This is a genomic window from Pseudomonas sp. GW460-LB5, assembly GCF_059423245.1.
On the sequence record NZ_JBWKXT010000001.1, the window covers coordinates 115969 to 135756 of the forward strand.

Consider the following 19788-nt stretch of genomic DNA (forward strand, 5'->3'; position numbering starts at 1 on the left):
CAAGGGCAGCGGAAAATCTGTGGGAGCGGGCTTGTCCCGCGAAGAGGCCGGCACAGGTCAGTGGTGTTTGCGCGGCACCGGCTTTAGCAGTTCATCGGGCGGCATTTCGCACTTGATCTTGCGCCCCAGCAGCTCTTCGATCGCCGGCAACTGGTACGAGTCATCCTCCCCGGCAAAACTGATCGACACGCCACTGGCCCCCGCGCGGCCGGTACGGCCAATGCGGTGCACGTAGTCGTCCGGGTCTTCTGGCAGGGTGAAGTTGATCACGTGGCTGATACCATCGATATGGATGCCACGCCCGGCCACGTCGGTGGCCACCAGCACCGTGATGCGCCCTTCGCGGAAGTTTTCCAGGGTGCGGATGCGCTTGTGCTGGGGCACATCGCCCGACAGCTGGGCGGCATTGATGCCGTCGCGCACCAGTTTTTCCTCGATGCGCCGCACTTCGTCCTTGCGGTTGGCAAACACCATCACCCGTTCCCAGTTGTTCTGGGTCACCAGGTTGTACAGCAGCTTGTATTTGTCGCTACCCGCCACTGCATACACGTGCTGCTCGACCGTTTCGCTGGCCACGTTTTCCGGCTCGATCTCGACGATGGCCGGGTTGGTGGTCCACTGCTTCGCCAGGTTCATCACGTCGTCGGTGAAGGTGGCGGAGAACAGCAGGGTCTGGCGCTCGCTTTTCGGTGGTGTCTGGCGAATGATCTGGCGCACCTGTGGGATGAAACCCATGTCGAGCATGCGGTCGGCTTCGTCCAGCACCATCACCTCGACCATGTCCAGGTGCACTTCGCCGCGCTGGTTGAAGTCCAGCAGGCGGCCCGGGGTGGCCACCAGGATGTCGCAGTGGCGTGCTTCAAGGGCTTTGAGCTGCTTGTCGAAGTCCATGCCGCCAACAAAGCTCATGACGTTCAGGCCGGTGTACTTGGTCAGCGCCACGGCGTCCTTGGCGATCTGCACCACCAGCTCGCGGGTAGGGGCGATGATCAGCGCGCGTGGCTCGCCCATGTAGCGTTCCTTGGGCGGTGGCGTCTGCTGCAGTTGGGAAATGATCGAGATCAGGAACGCCGCAGTCTTGCCGGTACCTGTCTGGGCCCGGCCAATGGCGTCCTGACCACGCAGGGTATACCCCAGCACCTGCGCCTGGATCGGCGTGCAGTACGGGAAGCCCAGGTCGTGGATGGCGTGCATCAGCTCGTTGGACAGCTTGAAGTCGTGGAAGCGGGTCTTGCCTTCCTGCGGCTCGACCACGAAGTCTTCCGGTTTCCACAGGCTGGCCTGTGGCTTGGGCTTGCGCTCGCGACGCGGTTTGTCCTTGGCCGCTTTGTCGGCAGGTGGCGTAGCAGCAGCGGGTTGTTCAGCCTTTGGGGCGGGGTTGGCATGCGCTACGGCCGGTTTTGCTGCGGGCCGGGCCTCGCTGGCGGGTGCGGGCGCAGGCGGTGCCACGCTGGCAGCAGGAGCAACGGCGTGTGGCGCGGCGTCTCCCTTGCCGAATATTTTCTTGAGTGCTTTGAGCACGATCGTCTCATCAACTGATTAAGGAATGTACGCCGGGCAGTGTAATGCAAGATCCGGGCGCGGCGTAGTGGAATACTCCCACAACTACAAGAGAGCCAGCCTATTGCAGCTGTTTGCTCAACCATTCGTAGATGTCGTTCAGTTCTTCGACCACCACTTCGTGTTCCATCGGGTATTCGTGCCAGCGGGCGGCGACGCCCCAGGTGTTCAGGTACTCGAAAGCGGTGCGGCCCATGGACGGGATCACCACCGGGTCATGCACGCCATGCAGGCACAGGGCCGGGGTGCGCTGTTGGCAGGCACTCAACTGGTGCTGGTCGTTGAAGGTGGGGGCATAGGTGGACAGGGCAATCACCCCACCCAGTGCTTCTTGCCACTTTATATAGGCAGTGTGCATCACCACCGCGCCACCTTGGGAAAAACCGGCCAGGAAGATACGGGACAGGTTGATGCCTTTGGCCTGCTCGGCCTTGATCAGGGCAACCACTTGCTCGGCCGACGCTTCCAGCTGCGCTTCGTCAATGGCGCGGGCCGGGGTCATGGCCTTGATGTCATACCAGCTGGGCATGGCATAACCGCCATTTATGGTGACTGGCCGGGTCGGGGCCTGGGGCATGATGAACCGGGTGCTGAGCAGGCGCTCCTGCATGAATTCGGCTACCGGTAGGAAGTCGTAACGGTCGGCCCCCAAACCGTGCAACCAGATCACACAGGCATCAGCGGTTTTCTGTGGTTCGAGAATCAGCGGGTTGGTCATGACTGCTCCGAAAGTGTGCGGGTCTTGTTATGGCGTGCGTGAAAAGAAGGCGCTGGAAATGATTGTCGGAAAAAGAATGTCGCAACGATACAACTTTCCCCACTTGACGAGCGCTTAAACGCTACAGCCAGAGAATCTGGTACGCGCTTTGCAATTCAATCTGCGATGCAAAGGGCAGGCCGAAACGGTAACACCCTTTGCACGCGAAGGCTGTCACAGAACAGTCCATTGCGCCAAGTGACCCAATAACAAGCCAATACGGGTCGGATACGCCTCAAAAGGGTGCGGTGCAATTCCGGCTCGATACAACAAGAGCGATTTGGAGGTTGTGAATGAAGATGTTGAAAACCACCCTGGCAGTCCTGACCGCTGCCGCTGCACTGGGCGCCGTGAGCAATGCCCAGGCCGGCGCCACCCTCGATGCGGTCAAGAAGAAGGGCTTCGTCCAGTGTGGCGTGAGCGACGGTCTTCCGGGCTTCTCGGTACCTGATGCGCAAGGCAAGATCGTCGGTATCGACGCCGATGTCTGCCGCGCCGTGGCCGCTGCCGTGTTCGGCGACGCGACCAAGGTCAAGTTCAGCCAGCTCAACGCCAAGGAACGCTTCACCGCCCTGCAGTCGGGCGAGGTCGACGTGCTGTCGCGCAACACCACCTGGACCAGCTCGCGCGATGCCGGCATGGGCCTGGTGTTTGCCGGTGTCACCTACTACGACGGGGTTGGCTTCCTGGTCAACAAGAAGCTGGGTGTATCCAGCGCCAAAGAGCTCGATGGCGCAACCATCTGTATCCAGGCCGGTACCACCACCGAGTTGAACGTGTCGGACTTCTTCCGCGCCAATAACCTGAAGTACACCCCGATCACCTTCGACACCTCGGACGAAAGCGCCAAGTCGCTGGAGTCGGGCCGTTGCGACGTGCTGACCTCGGACAAGTCGCAGCTGTTTGCCCAGCGTTCCAAGCTGGCCGCGCCGACCGACTACGTGGTACTGCCGGAAACCATCTCCAAGGAGCCACTGGGCCCGGTGGTGCGTAAAGGCGACGAGGAGTGGTTCAGCATCGTCAAGTGGACCCTGTTCGCCATGCTCAACGCCGAAGAAGCAGGCATCACCTCGAAAAATGTCGAGGCCGAAGCCAAGGGCACCAAAAACCCTGACGTCGCCCGCCTGTTGGGTGCGGATGGTGAGTACGGCAAGGACCTCAAGCTGCCCAAAGACTGGGTAGTACAGATCGTCAAGCAAGTCGGCAACTACGGTGAAGTGTTCGAGAAGAACCTGGGCCAGAGCACCGACCTGAAGATCGACCGTGGCATGAACGCCCTGTGGAACAACGGCGGCATCCAGTACGCGCCACCCGTGCGCTGATGGTTGCACCCTGCGGCGGCATCCCGCCGCTGCAGGCTGTTCGAATCCCTACTGTCCGGGGCACTTCATGCAAAATCAAATCGGCGCACCCAAGGGCTTGTCCCTTAACGATCCGCGTGTGCGCGCGTGGCTGTTCCAGATCCTCACGATCGTCTTCGTGGTCGGCCTGGGCTGGTACCTGTTCCACAACACGCAAACCAACCTGCAACACCGGGGTATCACCTCGGGCTTCGACTTTCTCGACCGCAGTGCCGGCTTCGGCATCGCCCAGCACCTGATCCCCTATGTGGAATCCGACAGTTATGCGCGGGTGTTCGTCATCGGCCTGCTCAATACCCTGCTGGTCACCTTCATCGGCGTCATCCTGGCGACGGTTCTGGGCTTCATCATTGGGGTGGCTCGCCTGTCACCGAACTGGATGATCAACAAACTGGCGACCGTGTATGTGGAAACCTTCCGCAACATTCCGCCGCTGCTGCAGATCCTGTTCTGGTACTTCGCCGTGTTCCTGACCCTGCCGGGACCGCGCGGCAGCATCAACATCGACGATATGTTCTTTATCAGCAACCGTGGCCTGAACATGCCGGGCGCGTCCATGGCCGATGGCTTCTGGCCGTTCGTCGTTGCCTTGGGGGTGGCGATTGCCGCCACTGTCGTGATGGTGCGCCTGGCCAACAAGCGCTTCGACGAGACCGGCGTGCCGTTCCACAAGTTCTGGGTGGGGTTGGCGCTACTGCTCGTCATCCCGGGCCTGAGCGTGCTGTTGTTCGGCAGCCCGGTAAGCTGGGAGGTGCCGCAGCTCAAGGGCTTCAACTTCGTCGGTGGCTGGGTGCTGATCCCCGAACTGCTGGCGCTGACCTTGGCGCTGACTATCTACACGGCAGCTTTCATCGCTGAAATCGTGCGTTCTGGCATCCGTTCGGTCAGCCATGGCCAGACCGAGGCCGCGCGATCGCTGGGCCTGCGCGAGGGCCCGACCCTGCGCAAGGTGATCATTCCCCAGGCACTGCGGGTGATCATTCCGCCGCTGACCAGCCAGTACCTGAACCTGGCGAAGAACTCGTCGCTGGCGGCCGGTATCGGCTACCCGGAGATGGTCTCGCTGTTCGCCGGCACCGTGCTCAATCAGACCGGCCAGGCTATCGAGGTGATCGCCATCACCATGAGTGTCTATCTCGCCATCAGCATCAGCATTTCGCTGCTGATGAACTGGTACAACAAGCGCATTGCGCTGATCGAGCGGTGAGGATACGCCCGTGAATGCCCATGTTTTCAAACCCGATATGCCGCCACCGGTGAAAACCGTCGGCGTGCTCGCATGGATGCGTGCCAATCTGTTCTCCAGCTGGCTCAACACGCTGTTGACCCTGTTCGCCATCTACCTGGTATGGCTGATCGTACCGCCGCTTGTTCAGTGGGCGTTGATCGACGCCAACTGGGTCGGCACCACACGCGCCGACTGCACCAAGGAGGGCGCCTGCTGGGTGTTCGTGCAGCAGCGCTTTGGCCAGTTCATGTACGGCTACTACCCGGCCGAGCTGCGCTGGCGGGTGGACCTGACGGTGTGGCTTGCCGTCATCGGCGCTGCGCCGCTGTTCATCAAGCGCTTCCCGCGCAAGGCCTTCTACGGCCTGGGCTTCCTGGTGCTGTACCCGGTACTGGCCTACACCCTGCTGCACGGTGGGTACCTGGGCCTGGAGAGCGTACCGACCAGCCAGTGGGGCGGGCTGATGCTGACCCTGGTGATCGCCACCGTGGGTATTGTCGGCGCCTTGCCACTGGGCATCCTGCTGGCCTTGGGCCGGCGTTCGAGGATGCCGGCCGTGAAGGTGGTGTGCGTGACCTTCATCGAGTTCTGGCGCGGCGTGCCATTGATCACCGTGCTGTTCATGTCGTCGGTGATGCTGCCGTTGTTCCTGCCCGAAGGCATGAGCTTCGACAAGCTGCTGCGGGCGATGATCGGCGTGATCCTGTTCCAGTCGGCGTATATCGCCGAGGTGGTGCGCGGTGGTTTGCAGGCCATCCCCAAGGGCCAGTACGAAGCTGCCGCCGCCATGGGCCTGGGCTATTGGCGTTCGATGGGCCTGGTGATTCTGCCGCAAGCGCTCAAGCTGGTGATTCCCGGCATCGTCAACACCTTCATTGCCCTGTTCAAGGACACCAGCCTGGTGATCATCATCGGCCTGTTCGACCTGCTGAACAGCGTCAAGCAAGCCGCCGCCGACCCGGCCTGGCTGGGCATGGCTACCGAGGGCTATGTGTTCGCCGCCCTGGTGTTCTGGATTTTCTGTTTCGGTATGTCCCGCTACTCCATGCACCTGGAGCGCAAGCTGGACACTGGCCACAAGCGTTAGGAGTTTCGAAATGAGTGAAGCGATCAAGCAGCCTGCCGGCCCCGAAGGCATCATCCAGATGCAGGGTGTGAACAAGTGGTACGGCCAGTTCCATGTGCTCAAGGACATCAACCTGAACGTGCGCCAGGGCGAGCGCATTGTGCTGTGCGGGCCATCCGGCTCGGGCAAGTCCACCACCATCCGTTGCCTCAACCGCCTGGAAGAGCACCAGCAGGGGCGCATCGTGGTCGATGGCGTCGAGCTGACCAACGACCTCAAGCAGATCGAGGCCATCCGCCGTGAAGTGGGCATGGTGTTCCAGCACTTCAACCTGTTCCCGCACCTGAGCATTCTGGAAAACTGCACCTTGGCGCCGATGTGGGTGCGCAAGATGCCGCGGCGCAAGGCCGAGGAAATTGCCATGCATTATTTGGAGCGCGTGCGTATTCCCGAGCAGGCGCACAAGTACCCGGGGCAATTGTCGGGTGGCCAGCAGCAGCGTGTGGCGATTGCCCGTGCGCTGTGCATGAAGCCGAAGATCATGCTGTTCGACGAGCCGACCTCGGCGCTGGACCCTGAAATGGTCAAGGAAGTGCTCGATACCATGGTGGGCCTGGCCGAAGACGGCATGACCATGCTCTGCGTGACCCACGAGATGGGTTTTGCCCGCACCGTGGCGAACCGGGTGATCTTCATGGACAAGGGGGAGATTGTGGAGCAGGCGGCGCCGGATGACTTCTTCGACCGGCCGCGCAGTGACCGGACCCGGTTGTTCCTGAGCCAGATCCTGCATTGATGCTGTTTGGGCTGCGCGGCAGCCCTTAACGGGCACGCCCGCTCCCACAGGTTTAGCGCTGGCTTTGGAGCCTACGTAGTTCCTGTGGGAGCGGGCGTGCCCGCGAAGGGCCGCAACGCGGCCCTGGGTTTATTTCTCTTCCTGGCTGGCAGCCGGCGCCGGCGGCGGCCGCAGCCCCACCTCGGCAACCAGCTTCAACTGCTGCCCATTGCGCATCACCTCGATGGTGATCTTCTCGTTGGGTTTGATCCGCGCCACTTGGTTCATCGACTTGCGGCCATCACCGGCCGGTTCGCCGTTGATGCTCAGGATCACGTCACCCAGTTGCAACCCGGCCTTGGCCGCCGGGCCTTCGCGGAAAATACCTGCCACCACGATACCCGGGCGGTCCTTCATGCCGAACGATTCGGCCAGCTCCTGGCTCAGCGGTTGCACCTCGATGCCCAGCCAGCCACGGATCACCTGGCCGTGCTCGACGATCGACTTCATTACCTCCAGTGCCAGTTTCACCGGGATGGCGAAGCCAATGCCTTGTGAACCGCCGGACTTGGAGAAAATCGCGGTGTTGATGCCAACCAGGTTGCCATTGGCATCGACCAGCGCGCCGCCCGAGTTGCCGGGGTTGATCGCTGCGTCGGTCTGGATGAAGTCTTCGTAGTTGTTCAGGCCCAGCTGGTTACGGCCGGTAGCGCTGATGATACCCATGGTCACGGTCTGGCCAACACCAAACGGGTTGCCGATGGCCAGCGACACGTCGCCGATGTGAATGGTGTCCGAACGGCCTATGGTGATCGCCGGCAGGTTCTTCAGGTCAATCTTCAGCACCGCCAGGTCGGTTTCCGGGTCGCTGCCGATCACGCGGGCCAGGGTTTCGCGGCCATCTTTCAGGGCCACGACGATCTGGTCGGCGCCGCTGGTGACATGGTTGTTGGTCAGCAGGTAGCCCTCGGGGCTCATGATCACCGCCGAGCCCAGGCTCGACTCCCAGCGGCGCTGCTTGGGCAGGTTATCGCCGAAGAAGCGGCGGAACTGCGGGTCCTCGAACAGCGGATGTGCGCTTTTGTTCACCACCTTGGTGGTGTACAGGTTGACCACTGCAGGGGCAGCCAGTGTCACGGCGTCGGCGTACGACACCGGGCCTTGCATGATCCGCGTGGTCTGCGGTGCCTGTTGCAGGTTGACGTCCTGGCTGGGCAGGCCTACCCACTCCGGGAAGCGCTGGATGATCAGCATGGCGATCAGTACGCCGGTAAGCAGGGGCCAGCCAAAGTAACGCAAAGCCTTGAACATGAACGAATCCTGGAAAGAGCGAGGGCCAGTGGCCGCGCAGTGGGGCATGAGCGCGCGGGATCATACACCGGTTCCCCCAGTGCCGGCGACGGCCCATAATGGCCGGCATTATACGGGCGTTCCATTGGCGTTGCGCCCGAGAAAAGCGCAGTTTTCGAGGAGATTTTCATGGCCGTCGCTCTAAACACCCTGGTCGAGGAAGCCGAGCGTTACCTGGGCAGCGCGAAGATCCAGGATTATTGCCCCAATGGCCTGCAAGTAGAGGGCCGGCCGCAGGTCAGCCGTATCGTCAGTGGTGTGACCGCCAGCCAGGCGTTGCTGGATGCTGCGGTCGAGGCCCAGGCCGACCTGGTGCTGGTGCACCATGGTTACTTCTGGAAGGGTGAGAACCCGTGCATCACCGGTATCCGCCAGCGTCGTCTGAAAACCTTGCTGAACAACGACATCAGCCTGCTGGCGTTTCACCTGCCGCTGGATGTTCACCCGGAGGTGGGCAACAACGTGCAGCTGGCGCGGCAACTGGACATCACCGTCGAAGGGCCGCTGGACCCGGAGAACCCCAAGGTGGTCGGGTTGGTCGGCTCACTGGCCGAACCTGTGACTGCCCGCGATTTTGCCCGGCGGGTTCAGGAAGTGCTGGGGCGTGAGCCATTGCTGGTGGAGGGGGAGCAGATGATCCGCCGGGTCGGCTGGTGCACCGGTGGCGGGCAGGGTTACATCGACACGGCGATTGCCGCCGGGGTGGACCTGTACCTGACCGGCGAGGCGTCGGAGCAGACCTATCACAGTGCGCGCGAGAATGGCGTCAGTTTCATTGCTGCCGGGCACCATGCCACCGAGCGTTACGGGGTGCAGGCGCTGGGCGATTACCTGGCGCGGCGGTTTGCCGTGGAGCACCTGTTCATCGATTGCCCCAATCCCATTTGATATCAGCGTTGCCTGCTTCGCGGGCTCGCCCGCTCCCACAGGGATCGCACCAAGCCTGGGGGGCAATACCTGTGGGAGCGGGCGAGCCCGCGAAAGGGCCGGCCCTGGCAGCCCAAACCCGCAGTCATATCGTTAGACCTTTTCGATCTAGCCCGCCTCCTAAATAGAAGCAGCCGCTGTGATAAAGTGGCTCGCTCGAACACGGCCCGCAGGCCGTCCATAAGATCGTTTTTCGTGAGTAGCCATGGTCGACAAACTGACGCACTTGAAACAGCTGGAGGCGGAGAGCATCCACATTATCCGCGAGGTGGCCGCCGAGTTCGACAACCCGGTGATGCTGTACTCGATCGGCAAGGATTCCGCCGTGATGCTGCACCTGGCGCGCAAGGCCTTCTTCCCGGGCAAGCTGCCGTTCCCGGTGATGCACGTCGACACCCAGTGGAAATTCCAGGAGATGTACAGCTTCCGCGACAAGATGGTCGAGGAAATGGGCCTGGAACTGATCACCCACGTCAACCCTGAGGGTGTGGCGCAGGGCATCAACCCGTTCACCCATGGCAGCTCCAAGCACACCGACATCATGAAGACCCAGGGCCTGAAGCAGGCACTGGACAAGCATGGTTTCGACGCCGCCTTTGGTGGCGCGCGCCGCGACGAAGAGAAGTCGCGGGCCAAAGAGCGTGTGTATTCGTTCCGCGACAGCAAGCACCGCTGGGACCCGAAGAACCAGCGCCCCGAGCTGTGGAACGTGTACAACGGCAAGGTCAACAAGGGCGAGTCGATCCGCGTGTTCCCGCTGTCGAACTGGACCGAGCTGGACATCTGGCAGTACATCTACCTAGAAGGCATCCCGATCGTGCCGCTGTACTTCGCCGCCGAGCGTGAAGTCATCGAGAAGAACGGCACCCTGATCATGATCGACGACGAGCGTATCCTCGAGCACCTCTCCGAGGAAGAGAAAGCCCGTATCGTCAAGAAGAAGGTGCGTTTCCGTACCCTCGGTTGCTACCCGTTGACGGGGGCTGTCGAGTCGGAAGCCGAAACGCTGACCGACATCATTCAGGAAATGCTCCTGACGCGCACTTCCGAGCGCCAGGGCCGGGTCATCGACCACGATGGCGCCGGTTCCATGGAAGACAAGAAACGTCAGGGCTACTTCTAATTTTCAGGGTTACTCCATGTCGCACCAATCCGATTTGATCAGCGAAGACATCCTCGCTTATCTGGCTCAGCACGAGCGCAAAGAACTGCTGCGTTTCCTCACCTGTGGCAACGTGGATGACGGCAAGAGCACCCTGATCGGGCGCCTGCTGCACGACTCGAAGATGATCTACGAGGACCACCTCGAAGCCATCACCCGTGATTCGAAGAAAGTCGGCACCACCGGCGAAGAAGTCGACCTGGCACTGCTGGTCGACGGCCTGCAGGCCGAGCGCGAGCAGGGCATCACCATCGATGTCGCCTACCGCTACTTCTCCACCGCCAAACGCAAGTTCATCATCGCCGACACCCCTGGCCACGAGCAGTACACCCGCAACATGGCCACCGGTGCGTCCACCTGTGACCTGGCGATCATCCTGGTCGATGCCCGCTACGGCGTGCAGACCCAGACCCGCCGGCACAGCTACATTGCCTCGCTGCTGGGCATCAAGCACATCGTGGTCGCAGTCAACAAGATGGACCTGAAGGGCTTCGATGAAGGCGTCTTCGAGTCGATCAAGGCCGACTACCTGAAGTTTGCCGAAGCCATCAACCTGACCCCGAGCAGCCTGCACTTCGTACCAATGTCGGCGCTCAAGGGCGACAACGTGGTCAATCACAGCGAGCAATCGCCGTGGTACGCCGGCCCGACGCTGATGGAGATTCTCGAAACCGTTGAGGTTGCGGCCGACCGCAACTTCACCGACCTGCGCTTCCCGGTGCAGTACGTGAACCGCCCGAACCTGAACTTCCGCGGCTTCGCCGGCACCATCGCCAGTGGCGTGGTGCACAAGGGCGACGAAATCGTCGTGCTGCCGTCGGGCAAGAGCAGCCGCGTCAAGTCCATCGTCACCTACGAAGGTGAGCTGGAAAACGCCGGCCCAGGCCAGGCCGTGACCCTGACCATGGAAGACGAGATCGACATCTCCCGTGGCGACCTGCTGGTACATGCCGACAACGTGCCGCCAGTGACCGATCAGTTCGACGCCATGCTGGTGTGGATGGCCGAGGAGCCAATGCTCCCGGGCAAGAAGTACGACATCAAGCGCGCCACCAGCTATGTGCCGGGCTCGATTGCCAGCATCACCCACAAGGTCGATGTGAACACCCTGGAGCAGGGCGCTGCCAGCGCGCTGCAGCTGAACGAGATCGGCCGCGTGAAGGTAGCGCTGGACACCTCGATCGCCCTGGACGGCTACGACAGCAACCGCACCACCGGTGCGTTCATTGTCATCGACCGCCTGACCAACGGCACCGTCGGTGCCGGCATGATCATCGCGCCACCCGTTCTGCCACACGGCAGCACCGGCCAGCATGGCAAGCAGGCCCACGTGTCTACCGAAGAGCGCGCCCTGCGCTTCGGCCAGCAGCCAGCCACCGTGCTGTTCAGCGGCCTGTCCGGCGCTGGCAAGAGCACCCTGGCCTATGCCGTGGAGCGCAAGCTGTTCGACATGGGCCGTGCGGTGTACGTGCTGGACGGCCAGAACCTGCGCCACGACCTGAACAAGGGCCTGCCGCAAGACCGCGCCGGCCGCACCGAAAACTGGCGCCGCGCCGCCCATGTGGCGCGCCAGTTCAACGAAGCCGGCCTGCTGACCCTGGCTGCGTTCGTGGCCCCGGATGCCGAAGGCCGCGAACAGGCCAAGGCCCTGATCGGCAAAGACCGCCTGGTGACGGTGTACGTACAGGCTTCGCCGCTGGCTTGCCGCGAGCGTGACCCGCAAGGCCTGTACGCGGCCGGTGGCGAAAACATCCCGGGCGAAAGCTTCCCGTTCGATGTGCCGCTGGATGCCGACCTTGTGATCGACACCCAGGCCACCAGCGTGGATGAAGGTGTGAAACTGGTGCTGGACGTGCTGCGTCAGCGCGGCGCGATCTAAGCACTGGCCTGCAAGAAAAAACCCGCTTCGGCGGGTTTTTTTATGCGCGTAATCCTTGGGTTGTGCGGAGCCTTTAAGGCCAACCGCTTTGTTGAGAATCTGAAAGTTTGCGCGATCACTGTAGGAGCGGCTTTAGCCGCGAACACCGGCAGAGCGGGTGCCATGTACCGTCGCTGGCAAAAGTTCTTCGCTAAGCCTCTGAGCTGCATCCAGACCTGGCAGGCTAGTTGATTTTAATTCTGAACACTGCAAGACCCTTTGACGCTCTCCATTCCAAGACGCGCGCCATGACCTGCTCGGCGCATCTTCCCCGATCTTCCTCGGGGTAATAGATAAGGTCAGCGCCATCAGGATGTTCAACCACTTCGATAAAGTGTTCCAGCAATCGATCCTGCCAAGCACGCGAGCCTGTCGCCTGAATCAATGCCTCAACAATCAGCCGGAACTCATCGTATGAATAGTCGGCCAGGCAGTGTTTCAGCCTGATCACCATGGCGTCTCCGATGACAGCGCGTATTGCATGGCGCTCATGATCCGCAGGTTTTCAGCGTCGTACATCAACCCACCCCACTCGGGCGGGTTCAGCTGGCCTATCTGATAAGAACGCAGACCCTTTACCGTCTCATGGAATGGCGCCCGAGGGGGCCAGCCTTTCTTGAGGCGGTTGAGTTGGGCGGGGATGAATTGCTGGCTGTAGACTGGGTCTTCTGCGATCGCCAGCCAGAAGGATTGGGAGAAATGGTCGAAGCTGTGGAATGTCCGACCTTCGAGTTTACGGATGATGAATTCTGGAAGAAGGCTGGCCATAGAGTCGTCCCTGAGTTGAAGGCAGGGAAAGTGTGCCCGGGGACGAGTTTTTTTTATGTCAGAGGTAGGGGGTATGGAAGTAGGCACGTTCCTGATGATTAGAAGGAGATTTCTTAGATGTGCTTTCCTACACCGGATTTTCCGTTTTCTCGGATTTGTCTTAAATATGTTTCTCTGACACTGGTATCACCCGTTTCTCCTTCACCGCCTTGTAGGAAAAACTCGAATAGATCTCCTTCACTCCCGGCAGCCGCTGCAGCACTTCCCGGGTGAATTCCCCGAACGACTCCAGGTCCCGCGCCAGGATCTCCAGCAAAAAGTCATAGCGCCCGGAGATGTTGTGGCAGGCGACGATTTCGGGAATCTCCATCAGCCGCTGCTCGAACGCCAGCGCCATGTCCTTGGTGTGCGAGTCCATCATGATGCTGACGAACGCGGTCACGCCAAACCCCAGCGACTTGGGCGAGAGGATGGCCTGGTAGCCGGTGATGTAGCCGTTGTCTTCCAGCAGTTTGACCCGACGCCAGCAGGGCGAGGTGGTTAACGCTACCTGGTCGGCGAGTTCGGCAACGGTCAGGCGGGCATTGTCCTGCAAAGCGGCGAGCAGGGCGCGGTCGGTGCGGTCGAGGCTTGAAGGCATGTTTTGCCCTCCTGGTCCGTTGATTGTTGTTTTTATTCCAGCAAGCACGCAAATGCGTGGGCTATTTTGGAAAAAATCGGGCAGCTCGGTGGCATAAGCTTATAACAAACCACAAGAGGCTGTTGCCATGCGCGACTCCCATAACAACACCGGTTTCTCCACGCGGGCCATTCACCATGGCTACGACCCGCTTTCCCACGGAGGCGCCCTGGTGCCGCCGGTGTACCAGACCGCTACCTATGCCTTCCCCACTGTTGAATACGGCGCTGCTTGCTTCGCCGGGGAAGAGGCAGGGCACTTCTACAGCCGCATCTCCAATCCCACCTTGGCCTTGCTTGAGCAACGCATGGCCTCGTTGGAGGGCGGTGAGGCGGGATTGGCGCTGGCGTCGGGTATGGGCGCCATTACCTCGACCATCTGGACCCTGTTGCGCCCCGGTGATGAACTGATCGTCGGGCGCACCCTGTATGGCTGTACCTTCGCGTTTCTGCACCATGGGATTGGCGAGTTCGGAGTCAAGATTCACCATGTCGACCTCAATGACGCCAAGGCCCTCAAAGCGGCGATCAACAGTAAAACGCGGATGATCTACTTCGAAACGCCGGCCAACCCCAACATGCAACTGGTCGACATCGCAGCGGTGGTCGAGGCTGTACATGGGAGAGACGTGCTTGTGGTGGTCGACAACACCTACTGCACGCCGTACCTGCAGCGGCCACTGGAGCTGGGGGCGGACCTGGTGGTGCATTCGGCGACCAAGTACCTCAGCGGCCATGGCGATATCACCGCCGGCCTGGTGGTGGGGCGCAAGGCGTTGGTCGACCGCATTCGCCTGGAAGGGCTGAAAGACATGACCGGGGCAGTCTTGTCGCCCCATGACGCTGCGTTATTGATGCGCGGTATCAAGACCTTGGCGCTGCGCATGGACCGGCATTGCGCCAATGCCCTGGAGGTGGCGAAGTTCCTGGCCCGGCAGCCCCAGGTGGAACTGATTCACTATCCGGGCTTGCCGTCGTTTGCCCAGTACGACCTGGCACGGCGGCAGATGCGTTTGCCGGGCGGGATGATTGCCTTTGAGCTCAAGGGCGGTATCGAGGCCGGGCGGCGCTTCATGAATGCCCTGCAGCTATTTGCGCGGGCGGTGAGCCTGGGGGATGCCGAGTCGCTGGCGCAACACCCGGCCAGCATGACGCACTCCAGTTACACGCCCCAGGAGCGCGCCCATCACGGGATATCGGAGGGGCTGGTGAGATTGTCGGTTGGTCTGGAGGATGTGGAGGATCTGCTGCTGGATATCGAGGAGGCGCTGGGGCATCTGTAGAAGCGGCCTTGTGCCGCGAAAAGGGCCCGCAGCGGCAAGAACACGGCATACACAAAAAAGGCCTCTTGCGAGGCCTTTTACAGGTTCAGTGGATCAACGCTTGAGCCCGTAGCTCTCGTCCAGCATGCCCGGCGAGTTCGGCGCTTTTGGCGCATAGTCGCGCGGCACTTCGGCGGTGTCTTTCGGTGGGGTCAGGCGGTCACGCGGGCCTTGCGGCGCTTCGGAATGCAGGGCAGCCAGCAGGCGCTGGCGAGTGACTTCATCAAGGGCCAGGCTGTTGGCGCCTTCAGCCAGGTGATCCTGTACGTCCTGGTAGCTCTGGGTCAGTTTCTTGACCAGCATGGCAGTGCTGTTGAAGTGGGTGACCACTTCGTTCTGGTAGCTGTCGAAGCGCTTCTGGATGTCATCCAGTTGGCGCTGGGTGTTGCTGGGTGCTGCGTTGGGCAGCAGGCGGGCAACAATGAAACCGACCGCCACGCCAATGACCAGGGCCAGGGTTGGCAACAACCAAACAAGGAGCGAGAGTTCCACGAGTCCTTCCTCTATAAACGGCTTTGCTTTACGTTAACGGCTCAGACCTGCGCTGTATACCGCGAGCGATCGCAAATCAGAACAGAATTTCACACCTAGACGAATCGACCCTTCCCGAGGTCACGGAGTAGTGCCTTGCTTGTCCGCGAAACCCCCTTGTTCATCGATGGCCCCGCCGGCCAGCTGGAAGCCTTGTACCTGGACGTGGCTGACGCCCGTGGCGCGGTGCTGATCTGCCACCCCAACCCGGTCCAGGGCGGCACCATGCTCAACAAGGTGGTCTCGACCCTGCAACGCACCGCCCGTGATGCCGGTTACGCGACCCTGCGTTTCAACTACCGTGGCGTCGGCCAGAGCGCCGGCAGCCATGACATGGGGGCCGGCGAAGTGGCCGATGCCGAGGCCGCGGCAGCCTGGCTGCGTAGCTCGCACCCAGAGTTGCCGCTGGTGTTGATGGGCTTTTCGTTCGGTGGTTTCGTTGCCACCAGCCTGGCCGGGCGACTTGAAACTGCAGGCGTCGAGTTGCAGCACCTGTTCATGATCGCCCCGGCGGTCATGCGCCTGACCGCCGAATTCCCGCTGCCGCAGCGCTGCCCGGTGACCGTGGTGCAGCCGGACGCCGACGAAGTCGTCGCACCGCAGCTGGTTTACGATTGGTCCGACAGCCTGACGCGCCCCCATGAGCTGCTGAAAGTGGCAGAATGCGGACACTTCTTCCATGGCAAGCTGACCGATCTGAAGGATCTGCTGCTGCCGCGCCTTTCGAACTGAGCCAAGCCTGAATAAGCGAACACCCATGACCACGCGCATTCTTACCGGTATCACTACCACCGGCACTCCGCACCTGGGCAACTACGCCGGCGCCATTCGCCCTGCGATCCGTGCCAGCCAGCAGCCCGGTGTCGACTCGTTCTACTTCCTGGCCGACTACCACGCCCTGATCAAATGCGATGACCCGCTGCGCATCCAGCGTTCACGCCTGGAAATCGCCGCCACCTGGCTGGCCGGTGGCCTTGACCCGGACAAAGTGACTTTCTATCGCCAGTCCGACATCCCGGAAATTCCCGAACTGACCTGGCTGCTGACCTGCGTTGCCGCCAAGGGCCTGCTCAACCGCGCGCATGCCTACAAGGCCTCGGTGGACAAGAACGTCGAAAATGGGGAGGACCCGGACGCCGGCGTGACCATGGGCCTGTTCAGCTACCCGGTGCTGATGGCCGCGGACATCCTCATGTTCAACGCCAACAAGGTGCCGGTCGGCCGTGACCAGATCCAGCACGTGGAAATGGCCCGCGACATCGGCCAACGCTTCAACCACCTGTTCGGCCAGGGCCAGGACTTCTTCGCCCTGCCAGAGGCGGTGATCGAGGAAACCGTGGCCACGCTGCCAGGCCTGGACGGGCGCAAGATGTCCAAGAGCTACGACAACACCATCCCGTTGTTCACCAGCGCCAAGGACATGAAAGACGCCATCTCGCGCATCGTGACTGACTCGCGCGCGCCGGGTGAAGCGAAAGACCCGGACAACTCGCACCTGTTCACCCTGTACCAGGCCTTCTCGACGCCGGAGCAATGCGCCGGGTTCCGCGAAGAGCTGTTGCAGGGCCTGGGCTGGGGTGATGCCAAGCAGCGCCTGTTCCAGTTGCTGGATGGCCAGCTGGCGGAAAAACGCGAGTACTACCACCAACTGATCGCACGCCCGGCGGACCTGGAAGACATCCTGCTGGCCGGTGCCGCCAAGGCCCGCAAGATTGCCACGCCGTTCCTCGAGCAACTGCGCGAAGCCGTTGGCCTGCGTTCGTTCCGCAGCAGCGTGCAGGCCACCACCGAGGTGAAGAAGAAGTCAGCCAAGAGCGCGCGCTTCGTCAGCTTCCGTGACGAAGACGGCAGCTTCCGTTTCCGCCTGTTGGCCGCTGACGGTGAGCAACTGCTGCTGTCGCGCAGCTTCGCTGACGGCAAGAGTGCTGGCGCCGTGAGCAAGCAGCTGCAGCAGGGTGGCGAGGCCGATGTACGGGTAGAAGGCCTGAGCTTCGGCCTGTGGCTCAATGGCGAGCAGGTCGCCGACGGGCCGCAGTTTGACAGCGCGCAAGCCCGTGATGCCGCCATTCAGAGCCTGCGTGATGCCCTGGCACCACAGCAGGACTGAGGCATATTGACGCAAGTCTGATTGCCATTAAGCGGGCCTGTCGCTACAGTGACGGCCCGTTTTTTGTTGCCTCGCTAACGAATTATGACTCCCTTAGAACGCTATCAAGCAGATCTGAAACGTCCCGACTTCTTCCATGACGCGGCGCAGGAAACTGCGGTGCGTCACTTGCAGCGCCTGTACGACGACCTGGTACAAGCGCAGAACAACAAGCCGGGCATGTTCGGCAAACTGTTCGGCAAGAAGGAGCAGACCCCGGTCAAGGGCCTGTATTTCTGGGGTGGGGTAGGGCGAGGCAAGACCTACCTGGTCGATACCTTCTACGAAGCGCTGCCGTTCAAGCAGAAGATGCGTACGCACTTCCACCGCTTCATGAAGCGTGTGCACGAGGAAATGAAAACCCTCAAGGGCGAGAAGAACCCGCTGACCATCATCGCCAAGCGCTTCAGCGAAGAAGCCCGGGTGATCTGTTTCGACGAATTCTTCGTGTCGGACATTACCGATGCGATGATCCTCGGCACTCTGATGGAAGAGCTGTTCAAAAATGGTGTGTCGCTGGTGGCCACTTCCAACATCGTGCCAGACGGCCTTTACAAGGACGGCCTGCAGCGTGCGCGCTTCTTGCCGGCCATCGCCATGATCAAGCAGTACACCGACGTGGTGAACGTGGATAGCGGGGTCGACTACCGCCTGCGCCACCTGGAGCAGGCCGAACTGTTCCACTTCCCACTCAATGACGCGGCGCACCAGAGCATGCGCGCCAGCTTCAAGGCGCTCACCCCTGAGTGCACGCAGGCGATCGAGAACGACGTGCTGATGATCGAGAACCGTCCGATCAATGCCCTGCGCACCTGTGACGATGTCGCCTGGTTCGACTTCCGCGCCCTTTGCGATGGGCCGCGCAGCCAGAACGACTACATCGAACTGGGCAAGATCTTCCACGCCGTGCTGCTGAGCAATGTGGAGCAGATGGGTGTTGCCACCGACGACATCGCCCGCCGCTTCATCAACATGGTGGACGAATTCTACGACCGCAACGTCAAGCTGATCATCTCGGCCGAGGTGGAGCTGAAAGACCTGTACACCGGCGGGCGCCTGAGCTTCGAGTTCCAGCGTACCCTCAGCCGGTTGCTGGAGATGCAGTCGCACGAATTCCTGTCGCGCGCACACAAGCCGTAAGATTTTTGGGGCCGCTTTGCGGCCCATTCGCGACGCAAGGCCGCTGCCACATTGATCGGCGCACGCTGGGCATTTGTGGGAGCGGCCTTGTGCCGCGAATGGGCTGCAAAGCAGCCCCGCAAGGCCTCAAGCCTCTTGCATGAACTGCTGCCGATACTGGTTCGGCGACAGCTCGGTGTGCTGGCGGAACAGCCGCGCAAAGAAACTGGCATCGTCATAACCGACCTCGTAGCTGATGGTCTTGATGCTCTTGCGTGTGCTCGACAGTAACCCCTTGGCGGTCTCGATCCGCAGCCGTTGCAGGTAGTGCAGCGGCTTGTCACCCGTCGCGCCCTGGAAGCGGCGCATGAAATTGCGGATGCTCATGCCGTGGTTGCGGGCAACGTCCTCGAAGCGGAACTTGTCGGCGAAGTGCTCCTCCAGCCAATGCTGAATCTGCAGGATGATCAGGTCCTGGTGCAGCTTCTGCCCGCCAAAGCCCATGCGCCCCGGGGTGTAGTTGCGCTGCACTTCGTAAAGAATGTCGCGCGACACGGCGCGGGCCACGTTGGCACCGCAGAAGCGCTCGATCAGGTAGATGTACAGGTCGCAGGCCGACGTGGCCCCGCCGGCGCAATAGATATTGTCGGCGTCGGTCAGGTGCTTGTCCTGATTCAACCGGATCTTCGGGAAGCGCTCGGCAAAGCTGTTGAAGAAGCGCCAGTAGGTAGTCGCCTCCTTGCCATCGAGCAGGCCGGACTCGGCCAGCCAGAACACGCCACTGGCCTCGGCGCACAGCACCGCGCCGCGGGCATGCTGTTCACGCAGCCATGGGAGCACCTGTGGATAACGTTGCAGCAGGTTGTCGAAGTCGTCCCAGTAGGCCGGGAGAATGATGACGTCGGCGTCGTCCAGGCCACCGTCGACCGGAAGCTGCACATTGCTGAAGCTGTCCACCGGCTGGCCGTCGGGGCTCACCAGGCAGATCTCGAACATGGGCTGCAAGCCCAGGCCTAGCTGCTTGCTGTAACGCAGGCTGGCGAGGTGAAAGAAATCCTTGGCCTGCATCAAGGTCGAAGCAAACACCTTGTCAATGGCCAGGATGCTGACGCGCCGCAGC

19 protein-coding genes are annotated in these 19788 nt (G+C 61.4%); 11 read left to right on the top strand and 8 right to left on the bottom strand.

Features of this window, described 5'->3' with window-relative positions; genetic code table 11:
• Positions 1-57 precede the first annotated feature (57 nt).
• On the bottom strand, positions 58-1521 hold the full coding sequence (rhlB, locus tag AC07XM_RS00565; RefSeq protein ID WP_070086394.1) for an ATP-dependent RNA helicase RhlB: 1464 nt from the start codon (positions 1519-1521) through the stop codon (positions 58-60).
• 100 nt (positions 1522-1621) lie between these two features.
• Entirely contained in the window at positions 1622-2278 is a 657-nt protein-coding gene (locus tag AC07XM_RS00570) for an alpha/beta hydrolase (protein WP_102689057.1), read from the bottom strand.
• Between the two features lie 332 nt (positions 2279-2610).
• Here AC07XM_RS00570 and AC07XM_RS00575 point away from each other — a divergent pair, with 332 nt between their 5' ends.
• The 4 genes from AC07XM_RS00575 to AC07XM_RS00590 all read left to right on the top strand — a co-directional run bounded on the left by AC07XM_RS00575 (position 2611) and on the right by AC07XM_RS00590 (position 6768).
• Entirely contained in the window at positions 2611-3639 is a 1029-nt protein-coding gene (locus tag AC07XM_RS00575; protein ID WP_016488999.1) for an amino acid ABC transporter substrate-binding protein, read from the top strand.
• Positions 3640-3706: 67 nt separating this feature from the next.
• Positions 3707-4885, top strand: coding sequence for an amino acid ABC transporter permease (locus AC07XM_RS00580; RefSeq protein WP_016488998.1), 1179 nt, complete (start codon positions 3707-3709; stop codon positions 4883-4885).
• A 10-nt stretch (positions 4886-4895) separates the two neighbouring features.
• Positions 4896-5993, top strand: a complete 1098-nt coding sequence (locus AC07XM_RS00585; protein WP_016488997.1) for an amino acid ABC transporter permease — start codon at positions 4896-4898, stop codon at positions 5991-5993.
• 10 nt (positions 5994-6003) lie between these two features.
• A complete protein-coding gene (locus tag AC07XM_RS00590; protein WP_016498022.1) occupies positions 6004-6768 on the top strand; it encodes an amino acid ABC transporter ATP-binding protein in 765 nt (254 codons plus the stop codon).
• A gap of 129 nt (positions 6769-6897) precedes the next feature.
• Here the strand turns inward: AC07XM_RS00590 and algW are convergent, their stop codons facing one another.
• Positions 6898-8058, bottom strand: coding sequence for a Do family serine endopeptidase AlgW (gene algW, locus AC07XM_RS00595; protein WP_016488995.1), 1161 nt, complete (start codon positions 8056-8058; stop codon positions 6898-6900).
• A gap of 168 nt (positions 8059-8226) precedes the next feature.
• Here algW and AC07XM_RS00600 point away from each other — a divergent pair, with 168 nt between their 5' ends.
• The 3 genes from AC07XM_RS00600 (at position 8227) to cysN (ending at position 12065) form a co-directional block, all read left to right on the top strand.
• Entirely contained in the window at positions 8227-8985 is a 759-nt protein-coding gene (locus AC07XM_RS00600; RefSeq protein ID WP_016488994.1) for a Nif3-like dinuclear metal center hexameric protein, read from the top strand.
• A gap of 244 nt (positions 8986-9229) precedes the next feature.
• A complete protein-coding gene (cysD, locus tag AC07XM_RS00605) occupies positions 9230-10147 on the top strand; it encodes a sulfate adenylyltransferase subunit CysD (protein ID WP_003251799.1) in 918 nt (305 codons plus the stop codon).
• A gap of 16 nt (positions 10148-10163) precedes the next feature.
• Complete coding sequence (gene cysN / locus AC07XM_RS00610; RefSeq protein WP_095116053.1) at positions 10164-12065, top strand: sulfate adenylyltransferase subunit CysN; 1902 nt, start codon at positions 10164-10166, stop codon at positions 12063-12065.
• A 223-nt stretch (positions 12066-12288) separates the two neighbouring features.
• On the opposite strand, the gene AC07XM_RS00615 is transcribed toward cysN, so the two are convergent.
• The 3 genes from AC07XM_RS00615 to AC07XM_RS00625 all read right to left on the bottom strand — a co-directional run bounded on the left by AC07XM_RS00615 (position 12289) and on the right by AC07XM_RS00625 (position 13512).
• Entirely contained in the window at positions 12289-12558 is a 270-nt protein-coding gene (locus tag AC07XM_RS00615) for a bacteriocin immunity protein (RefSeq protein WP_016488991.1), read from the bottom strand.
• The gene (locus tag AC07XM_RS00620) at positions 12552-12872 is read right to left on the bottom strand and encodes a pyocin-S2/colicin E7-DNase domain-containing protein (protein WP_016488990.1); all 321 of its coding nucleotides are present in this window, start codon (positions 12870-12872) and stop codon (positions 12552-12554) included. Before AC07XM_RS00620 ends, AC07XM_RS00615 begins: the two co-directional genes overlap by 7 nt.
• A 160-nt stretch (positions 12873-13032) precedes the next feature.
• Positions 13033-13512 (bottom strand): Lrp/AsnC family transcriptional regulator, encoded by a 480-nt coding sequence (locus AC07XM_RS00625; RefSeq protein WP_016488989.1) that lies wholly within the window; start codon positions 13510-13512, stop codon positions 13033-13035.
• A gap of 127 nt (positions 13513-13639) precedes the next feature.
• Between AC07XM_RS00625 and AC07XM_RS00630 the strand changes: the two genes are divergently transcribed.
• Positions 13640-14833 carry a methionine gamma-lyase gene (locus tag AC07XM_RS00630; protein WP_016488988.1) on the top strand — a complete coding sequence of 398 codons (1194 nt, stop codon included), beginning with the start codon at positions 13640-13642 and terminating at the stop codon, positions 14831-14833.
• Between the two features lie 93 nt (positions 14834-14926).
• Here the strand turns inward: AC07XM_RS00630 and AC07XM_RS00635 are convergent, their stop codons facing one another.
• Positions 14927-15364 (bottom strand): Z-ring associated ZapG family protein, encoded by a 438-nt coding sequence (locus AC07XM_RS00635; RefSeq protein ID WP_016488987.1) that lies wholly within the window; start codon positions 15362-15364, stop codon positions 14927-14929.
• Between the two features lie 135 nt (positions 15365-15499).
• Between AC07XM_RS00635 and AC07XM_RS00640 the strand changes: the two genes are divergently transcribed.
• The 3 genes from AC07XM_RS00640 to zapE all read left to right on the top strand — a co-directional run bounded on the left by AC07XM_RS00640 (position 15500) and on the right by zapE (position 18689).
• On the top strand, positions 15500-16135 hold the full coding sequence (locus tag AC07XM_RS00640) for an alpha/beta hydrolase (protein WP_016488986.1): 636 nt from the start codon (positions 15500-15502) through the stop codon (positions 16133-16135).
• Positions 16136-16160: 25 nt separating this feature from the next.
• Positions 16161-17510: a tryptophan--tRNA ligase gene (locus AC07XM_RS00645; protein WP_070086391.1), complete on the top strand. Its 1350-nt coding sequence runs from the start codon at positions 16161-16163 to the stop codon at positions 17508-17510.
• A gap of 84 nt (positions 17511-17594) precedes the next feature.
• On the top strand, positions 17595-18689 hold the full coding sequence (gene zapE / locus AC07XM_RS00650) for a cell division protein ZapE (protein WP_016488984.1): 1095 nt from the start codon (positions 17595-17597) through the stop codon (positions 18687-18689).
• A gap of 126 nt (positions 18690-18815) precedes the next feature.
• Here zapE and AC07XM_RS00655 read toward each other — a convergent pair whose 3' ends face one another.
• Positions 18816-19736, bottom strand: a complete 921-nt coding sequence (locus tag AC07XM_RS00655; protein ID WP_172455912.1) for a GlxA family transcriptional regulator — start codon at positions 19734-19736, stop codon at positions 18816-18818.
• Between the last annotated feature and the right edge of the window lie 52 nt (positions 19737-19788).